25 protein-coding genes are annotated in these 25,061 nt (G+C 56.2%); 11 read left to right on the top strand and 14 right to left on the bottom strand.

Going from position 1 to position 25,061, the window contains the following annotated elements; genetic code table 11:
• Positions 1–642, bottom strand: a 642-nt coding sequence (locus HQL65_06645) for a hypothetical protein (GenBank protein ID MBF0135900.1), incomplete at its 3' end; no start/stop codon positions are given.
• Positions 643–823: 181 nt separating this feature from the next.
• Here HQL65_06645 and HQL65_06640 point away from each other — a divergent pair.
• Positions 824–997 (top strand): hypothetical protein, encoded by a 174-nt coding sequence (locus HQL65_06640; GenBank protein MBF0135899.1) that lies wholly within the window; start codon positions 824–826, stop codon positions 995–997.
• A gap of 89 nt (positions 998–1,086) precedes the next feature.
• Here HQL65_06640 and HQL65_06635 read toward each other — a convergent pair whose 3' ends face one another.
• Positions 1,087–2,232 carry a 6-bladed beta-propeller gene (locus HQL65_06635; GenBank protein MBF0135898.1) on the bottom strand — a complete coding sequence of 382 codons (1,146 nt, stop codon included), beginning with the start codon at positions 2,230–2,232 and terminating at the stop codon, positions 1,087–1,089.
• A gap of 129 nt (positions 2,233–2,361) precedes the next feature.
• Here HQL65_06635 and HQL65_06630 point away from each other — a divergent pair, with 129 nt between their 5' ends.
• From HQL65_06630 to HQL65_06615, 4 genes are all read left to right on the top strand, one after another.
• Positions 2,362–3,444, top strand: coding sequence for a c-type cytochrome (locus HQL65_06630; protein MBF0135897.1), 1,083 nt, complete (start codon positions 2,362–2,364; stop codon positions 3,442–3,444).
• Positions 3,441–4,532, top strand: coding sequence for a c-type cytochrome (locus HQL65_06625; protein ID MBF0135896.1), 1,092 nt, complete (start codon positions 3,441–3,443; stop codon positions 4,530–4,532). The genes HQL65_06630 and HQL65_06625 overlap by 4 nt, the downstream gene beginning before the upstream one ends.
• Before the next feature lie 66 nt (positions 4,533–4,598).
• Positions 4,599–5,198, top strand: coding sequence for a hypothetical protein (locus HQL65_06620; protein MBF0135895.1), 600 nt, complete (start codon positions 4,599–4,601; stop codon positions 5,196–5,198).
• Position 5,199: 1 nt separating this feature from the next.
• Complete coding sequence (locus HQL65_06615) at positions 5,200–5,424, top strand: hypothetical protein (protein MBF0135894.1); 225 nt, start codon at positions 5,200–5,202, stop codon at positions 5,422–5,424.
• 242 nt (positions 5,425–5,666) lie between these two features.
• Here HQL65_06615 and HQL65_06610 read toward each other — a convergent pair whose 3' ends face one another.
• The 6 genes from HQL65_06610 to HQL65_06585 form a co-directional block, all read right to left on the bottom strand.
• Positions 5,667–5,888 carry a YgiT-type zinc finger protein gene (locus tag HQL65_06610; GenBank protein MBF0135893.1) on the bottom strand — a complete coding sequence of 74 codons (222 nt, stop codon included), beginning with the start codon at positions 5,886–5,888 and terminating at the stop codon, positions 5,667–5,669.
• A complete protein-coding gene (locus tag HQL65_06605; GenBank protein ID MBF0135892.1) occupies positions 5,885–6,133 on the bottom strand; it encodes a DUF4258 domain-containing protein in 249 nt (82 codons plus the stop codon). Before HQL65_06605 ends, HQL65_06610 begins: the two co-directional genes overlap by 4 nt.
• Positions 6,134–6,223: 90 nt before the next feature.
• Positions 6,224–8,476, bottom strand: coding sequence for a fused MFS/spermidine synthase (locus HQL65_06600; GenBank protein ID MBF0135891.1), 2,253 nt, complete (start codon positions 8,474–8,476; stop codon positions 6,224–6,226).
• Positions 8,477–8,552: 76 nt separating this feature from the next.
• Positions 8,553–9,191: an HAD family hydrolase gene (locus tag HQL65_06595; protein ID MBF0135890.1), complete on the bottom strand. Its 639-nt coding sequence runs from the start codon at positions 9,189–9,191 to the stop codon at positions 8,553–8,555.
• A gap of 147 nt (positions 9,192–9,338) precedes the next feature.
• A complete protein-coding gene (locus HQL65_06590) occupies positions 9,339–10,205 on the bottom strand; it encodes an NAD-dependent deacetylase (protein MBF0135889.1) in 867 nt (288 codons plus the stop codon).
• Complete coding sequence (locus HQL65_06585; GenBank protein ID MBF0135888.1) at positions 10,202–10,996, bottom strand: alpha/beta fold hydrolase; 795 nt, start codon at positions 10,994–10,996, stop codon at positions 10,202–10,204. The genes HQL65_06590 and HQL65_06585 overlap by 4 nt, the downstream gene beginning before the upstream one ends.
• A gap of 132 nt (positions 10,997–11,128) precedes the next feature.
• On the opposite strand from HQL65_06585, the gene HQL65_06580 reads away from it, so the two are divergent.
• Complete coding sequence (locus HQL65_06580) at positions 11,129–11,596, top strand: GNAT family N-acetyltransferase (GenBank protein ID MBF0135887.1); 468 nt, start codon at positions 11,129–11,131, stop codon at positions 11,594–11,596.
• Here HQL65_06580 and HQL65_06575 read toward each other — a convergent pair.
• The 3 genes from HQL65_06575 to HQL65_06565 are packed head-to-tail and all read right to left on the bottom strand — an operon-like array spanning position 11,568 to position 15,337.
• Positions 11,568–12,728 (bottom strand): hybrid sensor histidine kinase/response regulator, encoded by a 1,161-nt coding sequence (locus HQL65_06575; GenBank protein MBF0135886.1) that lies wholly within the window; start codon positions 12,726–12,728, stop codon positions 11,568–11,570. The genes HQL65_06580 and HQL65_06575 overlap by 29 nt on opposite strands.
• On the bottom strand, positions 12,712–15,114 hold the full coding sequence (locus tag HQL65_06570) for a response regulator (GenBank protein ID MBF0135885.1): 2,403 nt from the start codon (positions 15,112–15,114) through the stop codon (positions 12,712–12,714). The genes HQL65_06575 and HQL65_06570 overlap by 17 nt, the downstream gene beginning before the upstream one ends.
• Entirely contained in the window at positions 15,059–15,337 is a 279-nt protein-coding gene (locus tag HQL65_06565) for a hypothetical protein (GenBank protein ID MBF0135884.1), read from the bottom strand. The genes HQL65_06570 and HQL65_06565 overlap by 56 nt, the downstream gene beginning before the upstream one ends.
• Positions 15,338–15,376: 39 nt before the next feature.
• Here HQL65_06565 and HQL65_06560 point away from each other — a divergent pair, with 39 nt between their 5' ends.
• The 4 genes from HQL65_06560 (at position 15,377) to HQL65_06545 (ending at position 21,566) form a co-directional block, all read left to right on the top strand.
• Entirely contained in the window at positions 15,377–16,210 is an 834-nt protein-coding gene (locus HQL65_06560) for a substrate-binding domain-containing protein (protein ID MBF0135883.1), read from the top strand.
• Positions 16,185–18,659 (top strand): response regulator, encoded by a 2,475-nt coding sequence (locus HQL65_06555; GenBank protein ID MBF0135882.1) that lies wholly within the window; start codon positions 16,185–16,187, stop codon positions 18,657–18,659. Before HQL65_06560 ends, HQL65_06555 begins: the two co-directional genes overlap by 26 nt.
• 150 nt (positions 18,660–18,809) lie before the next feature.
• Complete coding sequence (locus HQL65_06550) at positions 18,810–19,691, top strand: CoA ester lyase (protein ID MBF0135881.1); 882 nt, start codon at positions 18,810–18,812, stop codon at positions 19,689–19,691.
• Positions 19,692–19,715: 24 nt separating this feature from the next.
• Positions 19,716–21,566, top strand: coding sequence for a diguanylate cyclase (locus HQL65_06545; GenBank protein MBF0135880.1), 1,851 nt, complete (start codon positions 19,716–19,718; stop codon positions 21,564–21,566).
• A 141-nt stretch (positions 21,567–21,707) separates the two neighbouring features.
• On the opposite strand, the gene HQL65_06540 is transcribed toward HQL65_06545, so the two are convergent.
• The 3 genes from HQL65_06540 to HQL65_06530 form a co-directional block, all read right to left on the bottom strand.
• Positions 21,708–21,926: a DUF4351 domain-containing protein gene (locus HQL65_06540; GenBank protein MBF0135879.1), complete on the bottom strand. Its 219-nt coding sequence runs from the start codon at positions 21,924–21,926 to the stop codon at positions 21,708–21,710.
• An 85-nt stretch (positions 21,927–22,011) separates the two neighbouring features.
• The gene (locus tag HQL65_06535; GenBank protein ID MBF0135878.1) at positions 22,012–22,335 is read right to left on the bottom strand and encodes a helix-turn-helix domain-containing protein; all 324 of its coding nucleotides are present in this window, start codon (positions 22,333–22,335) and stop codon (positions 22,012–22,014) included.
• A complete protein-coding gene (locus HQL65_06530; GenBank protein ID MBF0135877.1) occupies positions 22,325–22,702 on the bottom strand; it encodes a type II toxin-antitoxin system RelE/ParE family toxin in 378 nt (125 codons plus the stop codon). Before HQL65_06530 ends, HQL65_06535 begins: the two co-directional genes overlap by 11 nt.
• A 470-nt stretch (positions 22,703–23,172) precedes the next feature.
• On the opposite strand from HQL65_06530, the gene HQL65_06525 reads away from it, so the two are divergent.
• Entirely contained in the window at positions 23,173–24,960 is a 1,788-nt protein-coding gene (locus tag HQL65_06525; GenBank protein ID MBF0135876.1) for an alpha amylase C-terminal domain-containing protein, read from the top strand.
• Positions 24,961–25,061: the final 101 nt, after the last annotated feature.

The following is a 25,061-nucleotide window of genomic DNA, read 5'->3' as shown; positions in this document are numbered from 1 at the left end:
ACCGGAGGAGTCGGAGTCCACCCACCATGCCGGATTGCCGTTGATGGTCGCCTTCACCACCGAGTTGAAATCCTTGTCCTTGAAGCTGGTACTCGTATAGGTGCCATCCGCATCGGTACTCTTCAACCCGCCACCAGCATACTGAATGCTCACGGGATGGTCGTTGGAGAGGTCTTTTCCCAGATTCGGGATCGGGGTGCCGGACATGGCGGCCAAGCTGAAGGCGCTCGCGCCAGAGGCATTGTAGCCACCGCTGCCGGGGGCATTGATCATCACGTCCATGGCCTGGGAGCCGTCATGGCAGGAGAGGCAGGCCAGAGAGACCGAACCAATCGGGGCTTCCGCGCCATCCAGGGTCGAGGTGCCCAGGGAGGAATACCGGGTGTAGGTACCCGCATCCGGCAGACTCTTGTTCCACAAGGGAGCAGAGGCCGAGGTGTTCGCGCCGTGCGGGGTATGGCAGAACACACACACTTCACCGGTACCGGCTGTCGCTGCAAACTGGGAAGCGCCGCCGCTGCCCAGGTCGTGCTTGCTGCCCTTGATTCCCGCAGTCGCCACACCGATGGCCATCAGACCGGCCACACCAATCAGGGAAGCCAGGGCCAGTGGGGAGATCTTTTTTCCTGTTGGTGCGTTCATGGTTCCATCCTCAAATATTGCGGTTATTCCAGATGCTTGTCACCGGCTGTTCCCGGCAGTTGACCATCATCATGCACCAGACGTGCCAAATCTTTTAAAACACGCGCCACGAATTTTAGATTTACAATAAATCATTTTAATTCAATAATTTAAAATTGACGATCTTTTCAAGCCATCCAGCATGAACACCACCATTCCGGAAATTTTCAGCTCCGCATTTCTCAATCCTGGGAAGGCAAGCAAAACGGCCTTCCCGAATCCGGGAAGGCCGTTGCCTGACATGAACCCTTCAGAAATATCCGCTCAGCAAAGAAAGCAAAACGGCCTTCCCGAATCCGGGAAGGCCTTTGCCTGACATGAACCCTTCAGAAATATCCGCTCAGCAAAGAAAGCAAAACGGCCTTCCCGAATCCGGGAAGGCCTTTGCCTGACATGAATTCCCTGTTATTCCTTGGATTTCATTTTTTTGAGTTTTTCGAAAGCCACACCCAGAAAGCCTTCATTCTCTTTCAGGTGTGCCGGACGATATACATCCACTTTCCCGTAGCCTTGATCGACCATGTATACCCGTCCATCCTCATCTACGGCAATCATGGCCGGTAACATGTAGCTGGCCCGTTCCTTTTCACTGCCCCGGGTGCCAATGAACATTAAAAGCTGACCGTCCTTGGTAAAAATCTGGAAATTGGCGTGCGAGGCATCGGAGACATAGAGATTTCCCTCGCGATCCATGGCAATGCCCTTGGGCCGGGCAAACTGCCCCAGACGCCGGCCCACGGTACCAAACTGCCGGATGAACTTTCCATCCTGATTGAAGACCTGAATCCGAAAATTGCCTCCATCCACGACGTAAAGATTCTTGTCAGGACCGATGCGGGCATCCCGGATCAGATTGAATTCGCCATCCTTGGAACCCCGTTGACCAATGTCGAACAAGAATTTTCCGCTCTTCGCGTCGTAGACCCGCACACGGTGGTTTTCGTTCTTGCCCCGGGAGCTGCTCGTATCAGCCACAAAGACCCGGGTTCCCTCCAGATTGACCGCCACCCCCGATGGCCGGTCGAACTCCTTGGCCCCACCGATGGCCCGAATATATTTGCCATCCTTGTCGTAGACCATGACCCATTTTTTGGTCGCATCCACCACATACAGATTGCCCTGGGCATCGCTGTCGATTCCCATGGGTTTGACCAGGCCACCCGGATCTTCCGCACCAATCTCTTTCGACTGCCCATTCGCCGGGTCCAACATCATGACCGTGCGGCTCACCGTATCGCCCACATAGATCCGCCCCTGCCGCACCGTAATACCATACGGCTTGTTGAAACCCTTGCCGGCAGGTCCCGTTTCACCAGAAAGCATGTTCTGCAAATTCACGGAATCTTCATCACCCTGGGGTTTGGCATCCGTCGAGCCCCGGAGAGTGCGCTCGAACACAAACCGGGCTGGATCGGGCGGACTGGGAAATACCAGAGGTGCCAGAGGATCCTGCTTCTCCGGAGTCGAAACGCAAGCGCTCAACAGCGAAAGAAACAGCAACAAAAACACCCCGGAAAAATGAGCAACGAATCCAGATTTTGGCTTGTGCATCGTGAATGCCTCCAGAAAAAAAAACGATTTCATCTCTTTACACCAGAGTGAAGACCTGAGAAAAGCACCTGTCCGCTTCTCGTGGATCCGATGATCGAATCCCACCATCAGGAGAGCCGAGTCTCCATTATGCCACATCACGCCACACACGGAAGTTTGTCCGGGATTTTCCTGGCGTTTCTCCTGCTGGGAACGAGCGCTTCAGGTGAAACTTCAGAAACCTCCAGGGGAACGTCAGTACCATCCAGGATTTATGGAAAATATTGTGCGCCCTGTCACGGTAAATCCGGTGATGGCCAGACCCAGGCCGCCAAGGGCATGAAACCCCCTCCCATCGATTTTACCGCCCCGGAATCCCTGCTGAGCCTGACCCGCGAACGCATGCTGACCTCGGTGCAACAGGGGCGCCCGGGCACCGCCATGGCGGCCTGGGGAAACATTCTGGGCGAAACGGAGATCACCGGTGTGGTCGATTATATCCATGAAGTATTGATGCCCTCCTCCCGCGTCAAGGATGCCAGTCTCGGACGACGCTTGTATGCCAGCAACTGTTCCGTTTGTCACGGAGATAAGGGAGATGTGTCCCTTTGGGCACGCAGCGGCCTCATTCCCCCCCCCCGCAATTTTACCACCGACGAGTCCCGGCAAATCCTGACCAACGAACGCATGATTTTTTCCATCACCTATGGCCGTCCGGAAACCGCCATGCCTCCCTGGGGCGGTCGCCTGAACAAAAAAGAGATCGATGCCATCGTGGCCTATGTGCGCACGACTTTCCTGTTTCCACTCGGTGAACCCGACGCGATCCATGCAGGAGAGACGGCCACGCCCGGGGAACACGTTCATGAACACCACACCCGGAATGACATGCACGAACCCATGCCGAATGGCCTGAACGGTGACCCCGTCCAGGGCAAACAATTTTTTGATCACCAGTGTGCCGATTGTCACGGCATCGAGGGGGATGGTCGCGGCAGGCGCTCCGATTTCATCTCCCCCAAACCCAGAAATCTGACTCATCCGGCCTCGCAACACAAGTACAACCGACCCCATCTTTTTCACGTCATCGCCAATGGCGAAAAAGGCACGGAAATGTCGGCCTGGCACTGGGTCATGTCCAACCAGGAAATAGCCAATGTGGCCGAATATGTCTTTCAAAAATTTATTGCCCCGGGTCTGGAAGACGCGGGCTTGACGAGGTTCCACCCATGAAATGCCGGTCCAACCCTCCATACATGGCAGCCCTGTTCTGGATCGCTCTCTGGATTCCCCTGCCGGTTGCCGCAGAGATGCAGACTCCCCCCCCGGCCCCGGTCAAGCACGAAACCGACAGGACCGACCACAAGCCGGATGACATCCCGGCCAGCACCGACCTCAAGACCGAAAACATCCCGGCCAGAACCGACCACGAAGCCGGGCGCAAAATCTACAATTTTCGCTGCTATTTTTGTCACGGCTACTCGGGTGATGCGCGGACGCTCGCCGCCACCTACCTGGATCCAAAACCCCGAAATTTCATCGCCACACCACCCGAGACACTGCCTTTCGAACGGATGGTCCAGATCATCACTCATGGTCGCCCCGGCACCGCCATGGCCGGCTTTCAGTCCATTCTGACACCGGTGGAAATTCTTTTGGTCGCGCAGTTTGTCCACCAGGAATTTCTGCTTGACAGGGCCACCAACACCCGTTATCACACGCCGGAAAATGGCTGGGAACGCCATGAGCGCTACCAGGCAGCCTTTCCCTTTGCCACGGGACGTCTGCCCATCGATGCGGACGATGGCGAATTGACCCCGGAGCAAATCCAGGGCAAACGGCTGTTTCTGGCCACCTGCATCACCTGCCATGACCGGGCGGCAGTCCGCGAGGACGGACCGGTTTGGGAACCCCGGGCCGTCTCCTATCCCCGGGGCGGCTATTCCCATCGTGCCCCCCCCCCCCCCCTGGATGCCGTGGCCCAGGCCACCCCCTACGCCAAACACGACATTCCCCCCCATTTCCCGGAGCTGACTCCCCGGGAACGCCAGGGCGAAAAGCTGTATCAGGACAATTGCGCCTTCTGCCACGCCGCCGATGGCACCGGCCAAAACTGGATCGGCACCTTCCTCGAACCCCATCCCCGCAACCTCACCAACCCCGACTTCATGGCCACCATGACCCGCACCCGCCTGGCAGAAACCATCCGCCATGGCCTGCCCGACACCTCCATGCCTGCCTGGAATGCCGTCCTCGACGAATCGGCCATCCAGGCCATCGTCGATTACATCAGCAAGGCGTTTGGTACTGTTCTTCAATGACCGGATGCCACTCAACCAACGGTCATGGCAACGCTCCACCACCCCTGACGATGAAAGGGTCAGGCGATGGAATATCTGACAATACCACGACACGAAGTGGCTTTTACCCGACTCCTGGGGCCGGAGCGCATCAAGCTCCTGGCGGAAGAGGGGTGGAAAGCGGCAAAAGCAGCCGGAGTTTCTGCGGACATTCTGGCGTCTCTTTCCAACGCCGAAGTGGCTGCCCTGCACGGTTACACCGATCACTCCAAGCCAGTTGGGCAGAACGACTACGAAATTCTCAACAAAGCCCTGCGCACAGGGAGCGACACCGAGCGCGAAGCTCTCGCCCCCTACGTCGAGACCATCAAGGCCGCCCTCGCCAAATTACCAAACCATGCCGGGGCTGTCTCTCGCATCACCGACCTGCCGGATGATGTGGTGAAGAGTCTGACGCCGGGCGGTTCTTATCGTGACAAGGGCTTCATGAGTACGGCCATCGGAATGAGCGGCTTCAAGGGCAAATATGTGTTTTTTATCAAGTCACGGACCGGAAAGCACATCGAATCATTTTCCCGTTACCCCCGACAGCAGGAAGTGCTGTATATTCCGGAAAGGAAGTTCCAAATCATTTCGGTCAATACGAGAGCAGATGGCAAAGTTGCGGTTGTTCTTGAGGAGGTGTGAAATGGGGATCGAGTATGCGCCGGGGATTACGGAAGAGCAGATGGCCGATATCCAACGGTTTCACGAGATGGCCGATGAAATTTTCAAGAACCAGGAAGATCGTCCAGCCGGCTACTTCAAGGGTGACCGACATGCTGGGGACGGCATTGAGTGCTTCCCTCCTGGCGTAAAGCCTTCCGAAACCCCCTACGCCCGCCTACGGCGCATCGGCAAGATCCCCTACTGATGTCCGGCATCACGCTCAAGATCGATATTGACGACAGCGCCTTGCGGAACGTGCTGGATTGTGTCGCCAAGCGGGGCCAAATCGTAACATGTGATGTATCAAGTCATTGAGAGAGACCACCCGGATTTTGATCTTGTGTTGCAGAGCTTCTCCTGCTTGTATCGCTCCCGGGAATCTGTTCCGGGAAGGGACGACGGCTGATGACGTTCAACTCAGAATGCAATTCGTAGCGCCAAACAGGATCAGGCAGCGTACCGAACCACCTCCAACTCAGCACCCTGTCCCATGCGTTCCAGGATGACCTCTACGCGCACCATGACGGCATCCTCAATCAGGTATTCCCGGCAATTGCCGCACTGCGCCACAGGCAGATTTTTCACGATAACGATGGAATCCTCGCCATTTTTAAAGGGTAGGCTGGTCACTGCTTTTTCCAGATCTGAACCACATACCTGGCATTTCATTGCGGGATTCTCCTTTTCAAGTCACTCGCCCACTCATGTGGCTGAGGACGATAGGCCGTGATCACACGAACATTTTGGCCCGCTACATCCGCCGCAAAAAGCACGTGTACAACCTCCCCGTCATGGGACATCCATACCAGATAGCTCGGCAGATATTTGTCGTCCGGATTGGCCTCAATAATCTCGTAACTCTCCACGGCACCCAAAATCGCTTGACGACCAATGGAGCGACGATCCATGCGCATATGGACATGGTAGGTCCAATACACCCGCCCAGACAGCACGCATTCCTGAATGAATGATAACGGGGCGTTGGGTAAAAGTCGCATATTTTTTCAGAACAACAGCACAGAAAGCAGATTGGAATAATCATCGGTCCAGGGCCGCGCCATGGGCTGGGTACCCTGGGTCGCCAGATCCGACCAGCCGAGATCCTCCACCAGTTTTTGGGCCGTGGCCGGATTCCAGGTCATGGCCACCCAGCGGGAGGGTTCAGCATCGGCATGCTCGGGGGGTGGATTGCTCAGCGAAAAAACCTCGGCTCCCATGAAACGACCGTTGGTCCACAGGGCCGTGGTCAAATCCAGAAAACGATTGGAAACATGGAACAGGATCAAGCCATCCGGTTGCAAGACCCGCCGATAGGTGGCCAGGGCCTCGGTGGTCAGCAGGTGAATGGGAATGGCATCGCTGTTAAAAGCGTCGATCACGAGAAGATCGAAACTCTGATCGGAAACGGTTTGCAGCGACAGTCGGGCATCCCCGAACCGCAGCCGAATCCGGCCCTGACTGGCTTTTAAATAGCTGAAATAATCACGGGCAATGTCGCCATTGTCGGGATCCAGCTCGAAAAATTCCATGGTCTGTCCGGGCCGGGCATAGGCGGCCAGGCTGCCGGTTCCCAGACCGACAAGACCCATGTTCTGCCAGGAAAACACCCCGCTCGCCAGCAGTCGCCCCACCGGGGTGACCGGGTGATAATACAGTTGCGGAATGTGGTGCCGCTGGGGATCCAGCCATTGGGCACCATGATAGGTCGTGCCGTGTTGCAATATTTTGCGCCCATCCTTGATGAAAATGCGATAGATGCCATAAGGATTGCGATGCTTGAACAACGGGGAGTGATCCCTGGCCCAGGTGTCGAACAAGGGAACCATGCCAACCACGATCAACAAGGTCCAAACCAGGGGCTTGGGTTTGTCGTACAGACCGGAAAAAATAAACAAAAGGGGAATGGCCAGGAGAAAGGATTGCAGCTTTTCCTGGAGAGACCCCCGGCTGCCGGGCAGGAGCGACCAGCCCAGCAAAACCAGCCCCATCAGCACAACCCAGAACCAGTCGGCACGTTGCACAGGTTTGGCTTCAGGATCCAGGGCCAGGGCCAAAACCGCCAGCACCATGGCCAGGGGATATTCGATCAGAACGGGAATGCCGCTGAACGGTGCCAGCCACCCCACCATCAGCGAGCCAAAAAATCCCCCCACGGCCAGAGTCACATAAAAAGCGGTCATGTGGTGCGGATCCAGAGGACGCAATCGGTGCAGCTCGCCATGGCAGGTCATGCTCAGGAAAAACAGCGTCGCCAAATGCAATAAAATCGTCAAACCGGAGGATTCAAGTCCGACTCCCTTCGCCTGCAAAATGAACAAAAAAATACCCACCGGAATGGCCAGATAAAAGCGGGTCCGCACCCACTCTGGATACCAGGGGCGTGCCTTGAAGGTCACCCAGAAACTGGCCAGAAACACCCCCAGGGGCAGGGTCCAGAGCAAAGGCACCGAGGCCAGATCCATGGTGATCAGGTTGGTGGTGGCCAGATAGAGGGCGTTGCTCGCCGCCGGCAGCAAAAACCAGATCAGAAACCGGCGACCGGAAATGGGTGCGGTGACATTTTCGGCAACATTCGCGGCGAGTGGCCAGACTCTCCCCGATTGCAAACAGGGAGTGCGCGGGAGAAAAAGTGGCCAGACTCCCTCCGGTCGCAACCAGGAGGTGCGCAAGAAAAATGTGGCCAGTTGCAGCAGGGCCAGAAAAACATATCCACCCTGCCAGACCGTGACCTGCTGGACCAGGGTCAGGTTGGGTTCCACCAACAGAGGATAGCTGAACAAGGCCACAAACGCGCCCAGGTTGGAAACACCATACAGGGCAAACGGGTCTTTTGCCTCGGGAAGGGACGAAGCCGCCAGCCATTTCTGGCTCCCCACCCCCAGGGTGGAGAGGGCCAGAAAAACCGGGCCGGTGGCCAACAGCAAGGTGAGGAGCAGACCAGGCAAAAAATGGAGTGTGGCGGCCTGGGAAACCGGTTGCAACAGGGTCGGCAGGTTCAACAAGGCCGGCAGGGTAAGCAAGAGCAAGACCAGATAGGCAAAAAACCAGCCCCGGATTCCCAGCCAGCGGGTGCCCAGGTGGAGCAATAAATATCCCAGAATCAAAAGACCCTGGAAAAACATGATGGCCATGCTCCAGACCAGAAAACTCCCGCCAAAACGGGGCAGCAACGCCTTGGCAGCGATCAGCTCCATCTGGAAGAGCAAAAAAGCGGCCCCGAAAGCAATGCCCTGCAAGGCACGCAGCCGCAGGCGCATCAGGTAAAATCCCCAGGGAAAAGCAAAAGAGCGATCCCGCAAACGACACCTTGCAGGGCATGTTGCCGCAGGCGCATCAGGTAAAATCCTCGGGGTTCAGCGTGGTCAAATCCGGAACAACGGGCACCTCTGCCGGAAAAGGATTGACCAGACCCGGTGCCACCACCCCGAGAAAAGCCATGCCCACCTCCCGGGCAGCGAGATAATCCGTTTTGGAGTCCCCCAAAAACAGGGCGGCTTCCGGCGGACAGGACTCTGCATGCAGAATGCGGGTCAGGATGGTCGATTTTTTTTCCGGACCACCGTAAATGCCACGAAACCAGGCGGCGATGCCGCGCCGGGTGATGATTTCCCGGACTTCGGATTCGGGACCGGCGGAGACCACGTAGCAGGGATAGCGGGCCGCGTGGCGCTCCAGAAAAGCGTGTGATCCGGGAATGGGCGGGGCCGTGACGGTCCGCTCCACGCCTTGTTCCTCAAACAGGGCCACCTGGGCGGCGACAGCCTGTTCATCGAGTTCGATGCCGACCGCTTCCCGGAATACGCGCCGGATGCGCTCCGGGCGAAACACCCCTTTGTGGTGATTCCAGACCACCATGGCCCGCTGCTGGATGGCAGGGTCATACTCCCGAAACAGCCACGCCAAAGCGGCATCCTTGACCGGGACCGAATCGGCCAGGACACCATCAAAATCGAAGGCGAAAAGTCGCAACAAGAAAAGCGTATCCTTGAACGGAGGGTTGGAGGGGTACCAGACAAGCCAGGACACCATCAAAATCGAAGGCAAAAAGTCGCAACAAGAAAAGCGTATCCTTGAACGGAGGGTTGGAGGGGTACCAGACAATAACCAGCACCCGGGCCATTATGGATTGGACGAGGTTTCCGGAATGGCACAAAGGCTGGCAATGCCGACCGCCGCACTGACCGGCAGGGAGATGTGCGGGGGACCTGGGACCTCGTGATCGCGTGGATTGATGCGGATCAACACGCCCCCCAGACGCGCAGCATAGGTTTCCGACCGGTAGCGGATGGTGGGAACCGACAAACCGGCCCCCAGTTCCACAATGGCCAGGCTGCGTTGCCGGACCAGAAGATCATTGAGCCAGATGTGCAGACGTTCGCCCTGGCGGGCCGTGCGCTGTCCCAACCAGTCGCTGTCGCCAAACATGAGAATATTGGGGCGAGCCAGATTGTTGCAATGCGGGCAACGGGGCAAGGGATCCAGGGCACGAAACCGGGCTTCATCGACCTGAACCCGGGTTGCTTCGGCGGACCAGATTTCCGGGCAACAAGGGGTGGTGCATTGCAAATGCTCGATGGAGCCGTGACACTCCTCGATGCACTCCGGGTCAAAACCGGCTTTTTGAAACTGGTTGTCCACATTGGAGGTCAGGACAAATCCCCCTGCCGGCCTGGTCTGGAGCAGGGACAACAACCAGGCAAAACCGGCATGCGGCGTGGTCCGGCGATACAGGTTGAGACGGTGACCGTAAAAGGCCCAGGCCAGATAGGGATCTCTCTGAAACCATTGGGGATTGGCCATTTCCGCAAAACTGATGCCCTGGCGGGCGATGACAGGATAGGCCTTCCAGAAGCCGGTATCTCCCCGAAAATCGGGCAATCCCGAATCCACGCCCATGCCGGCCCCGGCAGTGATCAACAGGGCATCGGCTTCGGCGACGATGCGGGCGGCGTTGCGGTAACGGGTTGCCAGGGAAATTTCGTTCATGACTGATTGTGAACAAAGCCGCCAATGGTTTGAAAGTAGGCTTCGATGCCGACCATCATCAAGTCATTGTGGCCGGCACCGGGAATGATCAGCAATTTTTTATGTCGGGCGGGGGAGTGTTCGGCCAGGGTATGGCCATCGGTGACCGGAATGATCCAATCCTCCTCACCGTGAATGATGAGGGTGGGCTGGGTGACCTGGCAAATTTTTTCCAGATTGCCAAATCCCAGTTCTTCCGGGACTTCGCCCTGGAATTGACATCCCAGCCGCTCCAGAAGGGGTATGGTCAGGGCAAAACCGCTTTCCAGGATCAGGCCGGCGGGTGGGGGCTGGCCATGCGCGGCAATTTCCAGGGCTGCGGCACTGCCCAGGGAACGACCCATGACATAAACTCGGGATGGGGTCAAACCACACGCATTCAGGGTGGTCGAAAGATTCTGGTATACCGCCAGGGCATCGGTCAGCAGGGCGCTTCCCGAGGGTGTGCCATCACTGTGACCGTAACCGCGAAAATCCACCACGAGCAGGGTGATGCCCATGTTGGTGTAAGCCGCAGCAATGCCGTCATAATCCGTGGCAATTTCGCCATTGCCATGAAAATACAAAATCAGGGGAGCTGTCGGTGTGGCGATGAAAACGCGGCCTCCCAGACGAATCGGGGGAGTCACAGGGAGGTAAAGATCCCGTGCCATGGGGTTTCCCCCTGGCTCGAAAGCACTCCGGCGCGGATGAAACATGGCCCGCAGAACCGTCGGGTGGTCCAGAATGGTGGCGGACGGGTCTTGGATCATGAGGTGGTCATCTCCCTGGTCAAGAGGGATTGTCGTCCAGTATCCTGGCACGATTCTGCCTGGATTGCGTCCTGGCTGCAATGTCTTGCAAAAAAAACGGGCAAATTTATACTATTTTAACAGGAGCGGGTGATGCAGATCATGCACGCTGAATCCGAATCAGCCATCGAAGAGGTCCGGGATCTGTTTGCCGAGTATGTTCAGACCGTCAATTGCGGCTGCTGTCTGGTGGGTTTCGAGCGGGAGATGGAAGGTTTGCCTCGTGGCTATGAACCGCCGTTGGGTTATCTGTTTTTGGCCACGGCGCCGGATGGCTCTGCGGTGGGGTGTGTGGGAATCCGGCGCTTCAAACCTGGTATTGCCGTCATGAAACGCTTGTTCGTGCGTCCGGAGTGGCGGCGGCAGGGGGTTGGCCGACATCTGGTGACCCGTGCCAATGATTGGGCACGGCAGGCCGGTTACCAGCGCATGCACCTGGAAACAGCCGATACCATGGTCGAAGCCCGGGCACTATATCGAACCATGGGATTTCAGGATCTCCCCCCACCCATGGGTATTCTGCCGGCTGCCATCAGGTTGATGGACATGGCGCTGGTTTGATGGCGCATTTGCCATCCATGAATCGAATCACCAGCGACGTTTCTCCTGCCTGGCTCGTATCCAGGGAGAGATCGCCTCCCAAGGTTGTGGCGATGAGCTTGGCGGAATAGGTGCCCAGGCCGGTGCCCTGACTTTTGCCGGCGGTGACGAATTTGTCAAAAAATGTGGCACGGATCTCCGCCGGCACACTCCCCTTGTTGCGGATGCGCATGACGGGCGGCTTTCCCCGGTCCAGGTCAATCAACAATGTCTCCCCCCGGGGCGAGGCCTCGATGGCATTCTTGACCAGATTGGAAAGCATGGAGTGGTACAGAAGCTTCTCTCCAGAGACCATGAACGTATCGCCCGTGGCCACCGGTATTCCGTTCAGGGTGGCACGCCAGACGAGCTTTTTCGAGCGGATCATCTCCTGAAGTTCATTCACGACCTGCTGCAATACTTCTATCATATCGACCGGCTGATGATCGACACTGTAGAGTCCCCGTTCCATCTTGTAGAGATCGTGCGACAGATTGATCATGCCCAATAACCGGAAACCACAATCTTCAATCACGCGGAGGCACTGTTCCTGTCGCTCATTCAACGCCAGCTCCCCGATCAGCATATCCGGCATGCCGATGATGGCATTCAGGGGACCTTTCAGGTCATGACGGATGATCTGCTCCACATCGTCCCGCAGCCGGGCGGTCTCTTTGAGCGCTTCATTTTGTTTCTGGATTTCCCGGTTTTGTTCGATGATGGTCTCTCTGGCTTGGCGTAATGCCAGATGGGTCTTGACCCGTGCCCGGACCACGGGTCCCAGGACAGGTTTGGTGAGATAGTCCACGGCCCCCACCTCAAGCCCCCTGATTTCATCTTCCATGTCAACTTTGGCAGTAACAAAAATGACTGGAATATCGCGGGTTTCCGGATTGTCCTTCAACATTTGGCAACCGGTGTAGCCATCCATTTCCGGCATCATGATGTCCAGCAGAATCAAATCCGGCTGTTCAGCGGCGTACTGCAACATTTCCCTGACATTCCGGGCAAAAACCAGCCGGTAATCCTGGCGCAGGATTTCCCGCAGGAGTTTGAGATTGGCGGCTTCATCGTCCACCAGGAGAATTTTTGGCCGGTCAGCCCGTGGTTCCATGCCAATCAAGCCCCAATGCCACACCGATTTTGACCAGGGTGTCCTTGGCTGCGGCGCACTGGATCTCTTCCACCTGTGCCACGAGCATGGCCACATCCGCTTCGTGGACGGTTCCCCGCAACCACTGCACCAATTCGGGCAGAAGCTCCTCGGCGGTCATGGCGTCACCACGTCCGAGCGCCTGTTCGATCCGTCCCAGCAGGGCGACATGGTGTGCCCGGTTTTCCCTGACCGGAACAACTTCCCTGGGCCGGGGTTCCCCGGCAACCGGCACCATGGAAAAACGCCGCACGGAGTCCACGAACTCCACCATAGCGTGTTCCAGGGCGACAAGCAAAGGTTCCAGGTCCGCTTCCGGATGCTGCAATCCCGTTTCCAGGGTGGCTGCCGCGGCTGCCAAACCGGTTGCGGCCAGAGACCCGGCCCCGCCTTTCAGGGTATGAGTCACTCTTTTGGCCTCCGACCGGTCTCCCTGGCGAATGGCAGCCCGGATCAGGCCCACATCCCCGGCATGGCCCTGCATGAACCCAAGGAGGGCCTTTTGATAGACTTCGATATTTTTCCATTGCCGCAATCCGCCTGTCACGTCGATGCCGGCCAATTCGGGCAAAATCGGCAAGGCATCATCGACCTGGACAGAAACATTCCCGGCCGGATCGTCACCCGGAAAAAAACGGGTCAATATTAAAAAAAGTTCATTAAAATCAATTGGTTTTGAAATAAATTCATCCATCCCGGCGGCAAAGCACATCTCCCGATCTTCGACCATGGAGTGGGCGGTCATGGCAATGATGCGCATGTGGGGAGAAGGATTTTGGCGGGCCTCCCGCGTGCGGATCGTCCGGGTCACCTCGAGGCCATCCATCCCCGGCATCTGCAAATCCATCAAGATGACATCGAATGTCTGTTGTTCCCAGGCGGTCAATGCCGCCAAACCATCCTCGACGACAGTGACCCGATGGCCACGTTGTTCCAGGCGGGTGACCGCCAGGGTACGATTGGCTTCCACATCGTCCGCCACCAGGATGGACAAGGGTGAGCGCATGTTGCCCGCCCGGGATGCCATGGGAAAATGACTGCGTCTGTCCCGACAGGCCGTCACCCCCCTGGCTGCCGGCAAGATGACCTCGAAATAAAACGTGCTGCCCTGGCCGGGCCGGCTTTCCACCCAGATCCGGCCACCCATTTTTTCCACGATCTCCTTGGCAATGGTGGTTCCCAGACCGGTTCCCCCGTATCTACGGGTGGTCGATTGATCGGCCTGGGTAAAACTTTCAAATATTTTTTGTTGCTGATGCAGAGGGATGCCGATCCCGGTATCCGCCACGGCAAACAACAGAAAATCTCCTTCCCGCCGCTTCACCGTCACCGCGACCTGACCCTTGTCCGTGAACTTGATGGCGTTACCCACCAGATTCATGAGTACCTGGCGCAGGCGCGTTGGATCACCGATCAGGCATTCGGGCAACTCCGGATCCATCTGTCCGGTCAATGCCAGATGTTTGGCAACGGCCAGCGTCTCCATGGCTTCCAGGGTGGAGGCAACGAGTTGCCGCAGATCGAATGCGATGGACTCCAATTGCAACTTGCCGCTTTCAATCTTCGAAATATCCAGAATATTGTTGATGAGACCCAGCAGACCCTTGGCGGAAGCGACGACAGTACTCAGATGTTTTCTTTGCGTTGCGTCGATGTCGGACTCCAGCACCAACTCGGTCATCCCGATGATGCTGTTCATGGGGGTGCGGATTTCATGGCTCATGTTGGCCAAAAACCCGCTTTTGGCCCGACTCGCCTCTTCGGCGGCATCCCTGGACCGCTTCAGCTCGTCCAGCATCGTCTGCATGGCATCCCGATGACTTTTCAATTCGAGATGACTTTTGACCCTGGCTTTGACCACAGCCTTGTTGAAGGGTTTGGAGATGTAGTCCACGGCACCCAGTTCGAATCCCCTGGCTTCGTCCTGTCCGTCATCCCTGGCCGTCACGAAGATGACAGGCAGGCCGCGACTTTTTTCGTCCAGCTTCAACCGGCGACACACCTCATAACCATCCATGTCCGGCATCATGATGTCCAGCAACACAAGATCGGGACACTCCCTGGCCACCACTTCCAGGGCCGACAGGCCGTCCAGGGCAACGGATATTTCGTAGTCGGAACGGAGAATATCCACCAGAATCTTCACGTTGGATCGCACATCGTCCACGATCAAAATCCGGGCCTTTTTCCGGGTGTCGGTCATGCTTTCCGCCTCTTCACCATCTTCTGGTTCCGTACTTGCAGTCGCGGGGATCCATGCGCAACCGTTGTCGGAAACTCCGGGTCCATGCTCACTCGAAGGAGTCCATGCGCGACCGTTGTTCAGACGAATCCAGGTGCCGGACATGGACCCGCACCAGCCGGAAAAAGGTCCGGCACAGCTTGCGCGACCGTTGTTCAGACGAATCCAGGTGCCGGACATGGACCCGCACCAGCCGGAAAAAGGTCCGGCACAGCTTCGGCAGGCAGATTGGCCAGTCGTTGAATCGGCAGGCAGATTGGCCAGTCGTTGAACAAGCGGTCATGACAATGATAGCATCACTTTCAGCAAACGAAACCGTCTCACGCATCCACATCTTTCGTACCAGCAAGTCATCACTGGAGGCAAAATGAAAAAGGCGCTGTCGTTGCCTTGTTGGTGTCTCGGTGGATTTCTCCTGGTGTTCGGGTCGCTGGCCGCCTGGGCCGACCCCATCCGCATCAGTGGGACCGGGGCTGGTATTTCTGCCATGAAACAGGTGACAGAGACCTACCGTCAACAACACCCGGACAGCCAGGTGCAGTTCCTGACCCCCCCCATGGGCAGCAGCGGTGCCATCAAGGCGGTGACCAACCGGCAATTGGATGTGGCACTCACTGGCCGTCCCCTGAAGAAAGAAGAAGAATCGGCAAACCTGGTGCAGGAGTGGCTTGGCCGTTCCCCGTTTCTCTTTGTCGTCCACCAGAACGCGCCTGTGACCCATATCACCCTTGCCCAGGTGATCGACATGTATGCCGGGCGGCAAAAAACATGGCCTGATGGCTCCCGGGTGCGGGTCGTCCTGCGCCCGGAGACCGATGCCGATACGGGACTTCTCAAGAGTATCTCACCAGCCATGGCCGGGGCCGTCACCACAGCGCATGCCCAGCGTGCGCCCGGTTCCGCCCTGGCCGACACCGATGTCGATCTGGTCGACACAGTCGAAAAAATTCCGGGCGGCTTGGGCGCGGTGGCCCTGTCGATCATTCTGGCGGAACACCGTCCTCTCAAAGGGCTGATTCTGGATGGCAGGGAACCGACCGTCGCGGCATTGGAGAGCAATCGTTATCCATATTTCAAACCGTTGTATCTGGTCACCAGGCGTGATGCCTCCCCCTCGCTACGGGCCCTGGCCGGTTTCCTGCGTTCCGAAGAGGGCGAGGCCAGGCTGTTGCAACTTGGCATTTCCACAACGCAACGTTGACCCTGTGCGCCACACCCCTCCCCTGCCACGACTCATGACCATTGTCTCTGGCAGCATTGCCGGTCTGGTCTTTTTGTTGCCACCGCTCATTTACATGTTTCTGGCCTGGAACCATATCAACAAACAGGCGCAGACGGAACTGCGCATTCATACCGTCTTTCTGAACAAATTCATCAGCACCAACCCCGTCATCTGGCCCATGCAGGGCATTCGCCTGCAAGCCGTCCTGGAAGATATTCACACACCGTACATATCGGTGCGCGTCTTCCAGTTCGACAATGGCTCGAAAAACATGGCCGTGGAAATGACCCAGTCTCTTCCCTGGCCCCGCTGGACCCGTGAAGAAACTCTTTACGATTATGGAGATCCGGTCGGTGCCGTGGAAATCACCCTGTCGTTGCGTCCCCTGGTGACACCTCTGTTGCTGACGATCCTGTTCAGCACGCTTCTGGCATTTGTCGTCTTCTTTCCCTTGCGCAATCTTTCCCTGCGCTCTGTGCGGCAATCCATGGCAACCCTGGAAAAAGCCAAGGAGATCGCCGACAACGCCAACCGTACCAAATCCTATTTTCTCGCCTCCATGAGCCATGAAATCCGCACGCCCATGAATGCGATCATCGGCCTGACAGACCTGGCCCTTCAGGCCGCCATCACCCCGAAAAGCCGTGATTATCTGGTCAAGGTTGCCCACGCCGCACGTTCCCTGCTGCGCATCCTCAACGATATCCTGGATTTTTCCAAGATCGAGGCCGGCAAGCTCGAATTGGAGCCGGTCGATTTCACGTTGCAGGATCTGTTCGACCATTTGGCGGACCTGTTGCGCAACAAGGCCGCCGAGAAGAATATCGAATTGATTCTGCATATCTCCACAGAGTGTCCCCATCTCCTGACCGGAGATGCCTTGCGACTCGAACAAATCCTGATGAACCTGATCGGCAACGCCCTCAAGTTTACCGAACGGGGATCTGTCGAGGTCTCGGTCAGGACAATCCAACCGGCTGCTGACCAGAAACCCGACCCTGTTCATTTGGAATTCTCCGTGAAGGATTCCGGCATCGGCATGACACCAGAACAAGTCGCCAGACTTTTTCGACCATTCACCCAGGCAGACGGTTCCATCACCCGCAAATATGGCGGGACGGGTCTTGGTCTGGCCATCACCAGACATCTGGTCGGCATGCTCGGTGGGCAGATCCGGGTGGAAAGCACCCCGTCCCGGGGCAGTCTCTTTGTCTTCACGGTCGTTTTACAGCGCCAGATCGAGAAACAGGGACGTGCAAAAACGCTTCCCGGCAACCTGCCAGGCATTTCCGTACCTGCCGTCGATGCGAGTACGGTCAGTGCTGCGGTGAGCGGTGCCAGGGTGTTGCTGGTCGAAGACAACGCCATCAACCGCCAGGTGGCCAGTGAAATTTTGCAGGGATTGGGCCTGTTCGTCGAAATTGCCGTCGATGGACTGGAGGGCATACGCAAGGTGGAATCTTCTGAATTTGATATTGTATTCATGGATATACAGATGCCAGAAATGGATGGCCATACGGCAAGCCACATCATCCGCAACATGCCTCACCGACAATCGCTGCCCATCGTGGCGATGACCGCCCATGCCATGGCGGGAGATCGCGAAACATGCCTGCAGGCCGGCATGAATGACCATGTCAGCAAGCCAATCGATAAAAATCAGCTCCATGCGGCCTTGCTGCGTTGGATTCCCCCACGGAAGAAAATAGCGGCACCGAACAGCAGCGCCACGCCGCATACCCAACCGGCACCACCCGAAAACCCGCCTGCACGCCTGCCCGAAACCCTGCCCGGTATCGATCTGGCCGCCGCCCTGGAGCGCCTGAACGACAATCACGTCCTCTTGCGCTCCATTCTTCTGGAATTTCAACGGGAATATGCCACGTCCGGCGCAAGGATCCGTCAATTCCTGCATGGCAAGCGTCAGGACGACCGGGCAGCCGCCATCCACCTGGTCCACACCATCAAGGGCATGGTCGGCAATCTTTCAGCCCATGCTCTCCAGGCCGCCGCCGCCAGCCTGGAAAAAAGCATCCGGGAAAACCAGCCGGAAAATTGGCCATCTTTGTTGGATAATTTCGACCATGCCCTCTCTCAGGTCATCGACTCCATCCACATATTAAAACCGGTGCAAGTTGCCAACACACCGCCCCCCACCATTGTGGAGCCTGTGGATAGGGCACAAATCACCCCTTTGCTGCATAGACTGATGCAACAGGTACGGGGAGCCACAATCGATGCCCAGGACACTTTTGCCCTTCTCAAACCCCTGCTGGACAGCACGTCACCGGACATGGCCAGGCAACTGCAAGACATTGAAAAACATTTGGATAATTATGCCTTCAACAAGGCTTTCGAATCCCTCCGGTCTGTTGCGGAGATGCTGGAAATCCGGATGGCTCATGCCCCGGATCCCAATGAGGAGTGATTCCCGCACGTCCCCTCTCCCCGGATCCTCCCTTTTTGGCAATTTTTTTTGAGTTGATTTCCCTGCCATCTGTGTGGGATTACGGGTAGAATGGACTCTTTGGTATTTGCGGGAAAGGCACTCCACACACATGACTGGCAGGTGGTTGGCATGTCCGATATTTCAGCACCCTTGTTGCGTTCCGTTCTTTACGTTCCTGGATCCAACACCAGGGCACTGGCCAAGGCCGGCACCCTGGGTGCCGATGCCCTGATCCTGGACCTGGAAGATTCCGTGGCTCCGGAAGCGAAGATTGCCGCCCGGGGACAAACCCTGGAAGCCTTGCGCCAGATCGATCACCAAGCGGTTCTGCGGACCGTGCGCATCAATGGCGTGCAGACCGACCTGTGGCGGGATGATGTGACCTCGGTACTTCCCGGTGGACCGGATGCCATCACCGTGCCCAAGGTGGACCAGGTCGAGGATCTGGCCGATCTCACCCGCCATCTGGAACATCTGGAGAAGGACCAGTCACCCTGCCCGATCTGGGCCATGATCGAATCCCCGCTGGGTGTCCTCAATGCCTTCGCCATTGCCCGCCACCCCCGGGTCTCCTGCCTGGTTCTGGGAACCTCCGACCTCGGTGAAGCCCTGGGCGTGGAAGCCACCCCGGAGCGCGAATCCCTGCAATATGCCCTGCAACACGTTGTTCTGGCCGCCCGGGCCGCCGGGGTTGCCGTCGTGGATGGCGTTTTTCTGAACCTCAAGGATGCAGAGGGCATGCAGGCCCAATGCCGCCAGGGAGTCCGCCTGGGCTTCGCCGGCAAAACCGTCATCCACCCCCACCAGGTGATCGCCGCCAACCAGGCTTTCATGCCCAGCCCGGCCGCCGTGGAACGTGCCAGACGCCTCGTGGCAACCTGGCAGGAGGCCCGCAACCGGGGCGAGGAAATTTGCGTACTGGACGGGCGGCTCGTGGAACGGCTGCATGTCCGGCAGGCACAACGCCTCCTGGATCTGGCTGAACGGGCCACCGCCCGCAGCCCGACCTGATCCGGTCAGGACCCCGAATCCGCCATGCGCCTCAAGACCAAAATCACGGTCCTGACCGCATGGTTGTTCGTGGGGCTGACCCTGATTCTCATTCCGGCCAGCCTGTTCGCATTTCGGCAGTTTTCCCTGGTCACCGCCGAAGAACAGGTGCGGGCTGTGGCCGAAGTGGTGCGGGTCAGCCTGACCGAAGAGATGATCAACGGCGTCATCGACCGGCGCGAATCGTTTCTGGAACGGCTGGGAGAGGTCAAGGGCCTCCTGGATGCCCATGTGGTCCGCGGGCCGGATGTCACCCAACAATTTGGCCAGGGATTGAAACTCGAAAAAGGACCGGATGAGATCGAGTCCAGGGTTTTGAGTACGGGTGAGGCCAATTTTTCCATGCTCGACGACCGGGGGGGAGTTGCTTTCCGTGGCACCATCCCGTTCATCGCCGATGATCGCGGCAATCCCAACTGCCGCCAATGTCACCAGGTGGCAGCCGGCACCGTTTTGGGAGCCATCACCATCACCCTCTCCCTTTCCCACTTGAAACATCAAGCCATTTTGACGCTTCTACTCCTGACCTTCTTCATCATCGGTTTTGCCGTTCTGGCTGCTCTCTTCTTTCGCGGGCAGGTGGCCCCGGTGGCCCTGGTGGCCAATCGGGTCCAGGAAGTGGTGGCCAGGGCCAAGGAAGGCAATTTTCGGACCCGCGTCATCTGCGATACCCAGGATGAAATGGGCGAAATCGCCCGCGATCTCAACTGGCTGATGACCTACCTCCAGGAAAACCTGAGCAACATCAGCCAGGAAGTGGCCCGACTCATCCAGTATGACCTGCAAGGCAATTCCAACCTGCTCGTCACCACCATCGAAATGGTGGATGCCCTGGTCGAGGTGGCCCAGTTCAAGCAGGCCGTGGAAGAAGACCGGACCACCCGTGAAGTCTATCTCCGCATCGCCCGCATTTTGAGCAACCAGTTCGGCATTCGCAAATTTACCATCTATGAAGTCAGCGCCTCCCGCAACCACATGAAACCGGTCGTGGTGAACGGCGAACCCGATGTCCCGGCCTGCTGGTGCCATGAACAGGCCCTGTTCCAGGCCGATGTCTGTCGTGCCCAGCGGACCAGTCACCGGATTGATTCTTTTGAAGACCCCTATATTTGCAGCATGTTTTCCGGCCAGTTGGAAGATCCCAGCTACGGGCACATTTGTCTGCCGGTCATGCACTCGGGCATGGTGGGCAACGTCGTGCAACTGGTCGTCGAACAGGAACACGGACGCTTGTATGAATTGCTGATTCCCTTCATTCAGGTCTATCTGCGCGAATCAGCCCCGGTGGTGGAAGCCAAACGTCTGATGGACACCCTGCGGGAAACCGCCCTCCGGGATCCCCTGACCGGTTTGCACAATCGCCGCTTCCTGGAAGAGTATGTCGAAACCCTGGTCGCCACCGCCAGACGCAAAAACTTCCGCATTTCGGTTCTCATGGTGGATCTGGACCACTTCAAGGCGGTCAATGACACCTATGGACATGATGCCGGAGACGCCGTCCTGCGGGCCATTGCCCGGGAATTGACCGCCCAGGTGCGCACCTCCGATCTGTTGATCCGCTTCGGTGGCGAAGAGTTCATGGTCGTCTTGCAGGAAACCGCCGGCAACAGCGGCGAACACGTCTCCGAAAAAATTCGTCTCGCCGTCGCCAACCTGGATATCGCCCTGCCCGGAATCGTCCTGAAAAAAACCCTCTCCATCGGCGTGGCCAGTTTTCCAACCGATGCCGAAGATTTCTGGGAAGTGGTCAAACTGGCCGACAACGCCCTGTACCGGGCCAAACAGGGGGGACGCAATCGCGTCGTGATCCATCAAAACCCGTCTGCCGCCGTTTGATCCCTCAAGCACACCACCTCAAGCACACCACAACGTGTTCCCATCTTGATGCCTTGTTCTCCCTGGGTTTCCTTCCCGGATCCCGCCGGAAAGGACAGCACGTCCCTTCTTTCTGAACCCAGGCTTCCCAATACGCTCCGTTTACGTCGTCTCGCTGGTCTCTTCGTCGCCAAAAACGTCCTGAAACGAGCGGGCATCAATCGCATGGTCTATCCACGCATCCAGGGTATCCAGATTGGCGGCAAGGACCTTGGACTCAACCCAGGTAGGCAAGTCGGAGAAACGACGACGCAGGATTCGAAGCAAAGAAGCAGCTTCGCCTTCCTGGCGGCCTGCTTGCAACCACTCCTTCTGCTTCATATCTCTCCAAGCTTCCATTCTAGTCTGTAACATGGTCGGCACCTTTAGCAAATCAATAAAGCGGCAAACCATCGCCTTTCGCGGATCAAATCAAAGCCTCCACTCCCTTTCGATCCAGAAGGTCCAGCAATTTTCGGGATGGTCCAGAAGGATGCTTCTTGCCGATCTCCCATTGACGAACCGTGGAAAGGCTCGTGTTCAACACCGATGCCAATACCGCCTGGCTTAGGTTGTACCGACCCCGCAGGGCGCGAATCCGATCGCTGTCGTACTCTGGAACAGGTTGAAGACAAAGCGCATCGTACTCTGCCATGCGGCGATTGTCGATAAATCCGGCATCGTACAGGTCACGGGCTGCCTCATGGATGGAACCTAGAATCCCTCCCGCATCTTTGGCACTATCCATCATGGAAAACCTCCTCAAGGGCGTATTTCATAATGGCCTCGTCCAGATCGCCGGATGAAAGAGCTAAAAGGTCAACAGCAAATTTCCGCAAAGCTTCCAACTCCCGACTGCTGATGTTTGCACGCTCGTTTTTTGCAAACCCGTGCATGAAAAACCAATAATCGACCAAGTTTGTGGCCAGCAGGGTACGTGTCCCACCGCTTTTCCCGCGTCCCGGCAATGCAACCCGTTTCTTGAACACACCACCGCCCAGGTCCGCGTCAAACAGACCATGCGTCATCTCTTCCACAGCCAAGTTCAAAGAAGCATCCGACAACCCGGTTTTTCGAGACCAACGGGCAAAAGGACGGGTTTTGAATATCCTCTTCATTGGGAGAGTATATCACTCGGTGATATAAATAGCCAGCAATACTTCTTGAATGGATACAGAGCCAATCGACTCCTCTTGACGAAGCCTTGGTCACAATCCGTTTTTATCCGTTAGCATGTTCCACGGCCACGGCGGCACCGTTCTCCCTGGGTTTCCTTCCCGGATCCCGCCGGAAAGGACAGCACTACCCTTCTTTCTGAACCCAGACTTCGTTATTGATGGCTGATTTATTTTAATAATTCCTGCTTGCCTTCCGGATGGTTTTCAGCAAGTATGAGTCGGGGAAGCGGGGAGAACACAAGAAAAGTGCCAACTTCCCCCGGTTCGGTAGAGCCATCGAGGACGAATTTCAACCAGGAAAAGGAAACGTTGCGCTTGCTTTGATAATTTTTATAATTTTTTCTTACAATAGCGTAAGATATTACTTCATATTCTGATCACCAGGTCCATCAACAAAGCGGGAAGATAAAATGACAAAAAAACTCGGGGCAAACATGTATGGAACGAACAGTCAGGGATGCCTCTTCCATGTCTGGGCACCCTATGCCAGAAACGTGAAACTTCGATTGGGATCGGGAAACGTCATCGATGAAACGTATCAGATGACCAAAGATGCAAGTGATAATATCTGGTCCGTAGATGTGCCTGGAGCCAAATCGGGATGGAAATACCATTTTGAAATCCAGGGACCTGATTGGGCAGGCGATGAGTATCTTTACCGGCCTGACCCCTATGCACGCCAAATGGTTCATTCCGCTTCTCATTCCATCATCAAGGATCACCGGGTATTCCAGTGGACCGATGAAAAATTCTATGAAAATTTCAACAAACGAGCCTTCGAAGAGATGGTAATCTATGAACTGCATGTCTCTACTTTCGTGGGAAAAAATGATGGGCAGCCCTTTCCGGGAATTTTCCAAAGCCTGAAAACCAAGCTGGACTATTTGAAAAACCTGGGCATAAATACAATTGAGATGTTACCCATGCATGAATATGCAGGTGATAGTTACCTTGGATACGCACCTGTGGCATTTTATCCCGTTGAATCTTCCTATGGATCAAAAACAGGAGCATCCTATGACGATTTGAAAGATTTCGTTAATACTGCCCATGGCAAAGATATTGCGGTTATTGCCGATGTGGTTTTCAACCATTTTACCGACCGTGAGGGAAGTGATAAGTGGATCTGGAACTATGATGGAGATACAAAATATAGTAAGGGAGGCATCTATTTCAGTGGAGAAAAAACAAAATGGGGTCCAGCACCCGATTGGAGTACACCCGAGGTAAGACGTTATGTTGAAGATACCTGCCGTTTCTATCTGGAAGAACTACATTTTGACGGCCTTCGCTGGGATGTCACCAAGGATATTGTGAATAAAAATAATGGAAGTGGGTGGGATGGTATGCGTGATATTCTGTGGAATTTACGAACGACCCCCGGTTTCGAAAAAAAAATTTTCATAGCCGAACACCTCCCCTATGAGATAAACATCGTAGAACCTGGCAACTTCCATTCCGGATGGTATGTTGAGTTTCATCACTCCCTTGAAAAAACTTTGGGAGGAAACCAGGAACAAGGATCCACTGTCGAGGAAGGTATTAATGGCGGTTCTTACAACAAAATATACCAGAGGGTCATCTATTCCATCGGCCATGATGAAGCCCGCAACGGTAACCAGTATCTGGCCAGTCAGTTCGGTGGTCGAGATAATTGGGATGCAAGAGCCAAATGCCGCCTGATCGGTTCCCTGCAATTTTTTGTGCCAGGTATTCCCATGATGTGGCAGGGAGAAGAATTTCTTCAAGATGGCTTCTTTGACGACAACCCCCTGTACGATCACGCCATCAATTGGCAATACCAGATGGATACACCAGGGCTTCAGATGCAGAAAATGTACAAGGATGCCATCCAGGTTCGCCAATATCATACTGCTCTTCAATATGGTCACCTGACCTGGACCCATTATAAAGATCCCAATGGTGTACTGGCCTTTCTGCGCCGGGACCCGGTAAACAGCCAAGTTGTGCTGGTCGTGGTCAACTTTGGCGGAACAGACTGGATCAACAATCACAGCTATGGTGTAGAGGTTGGTGATATCCGATGCCAATGGGTGCAGGTCTTTTGCAGTCAAGATGCGGAATATGGCGGTTGGCAATGGGCTGGTAACGCATTCCACGAACCATGGACCCAGAACGACGGCAAAATCTACCTCAATGTTCCAAAATATGGCGTGATCGTCATGCGTCCAAAATGATCGTTCACGTACCATGCTGACACAACATGGCGCGAACCTCATACGTAAGCAATGACCTTCACGCCATGTTGACATTTTCAGAAGGATGAAACACATGCTCG

The organism is Magnetococcales bacterium (assembly GCA_015228935.1).
Lineage (GTDB): Bacteria > Pseudomonadota > Magnetococcia > Magnetococcales > DC0425bin3 > HA3dbin3.
Note: the sequence above shows the minus strand (reverse complement) of the source record. Positions and strands in the feature narration are given on the sequence as shown.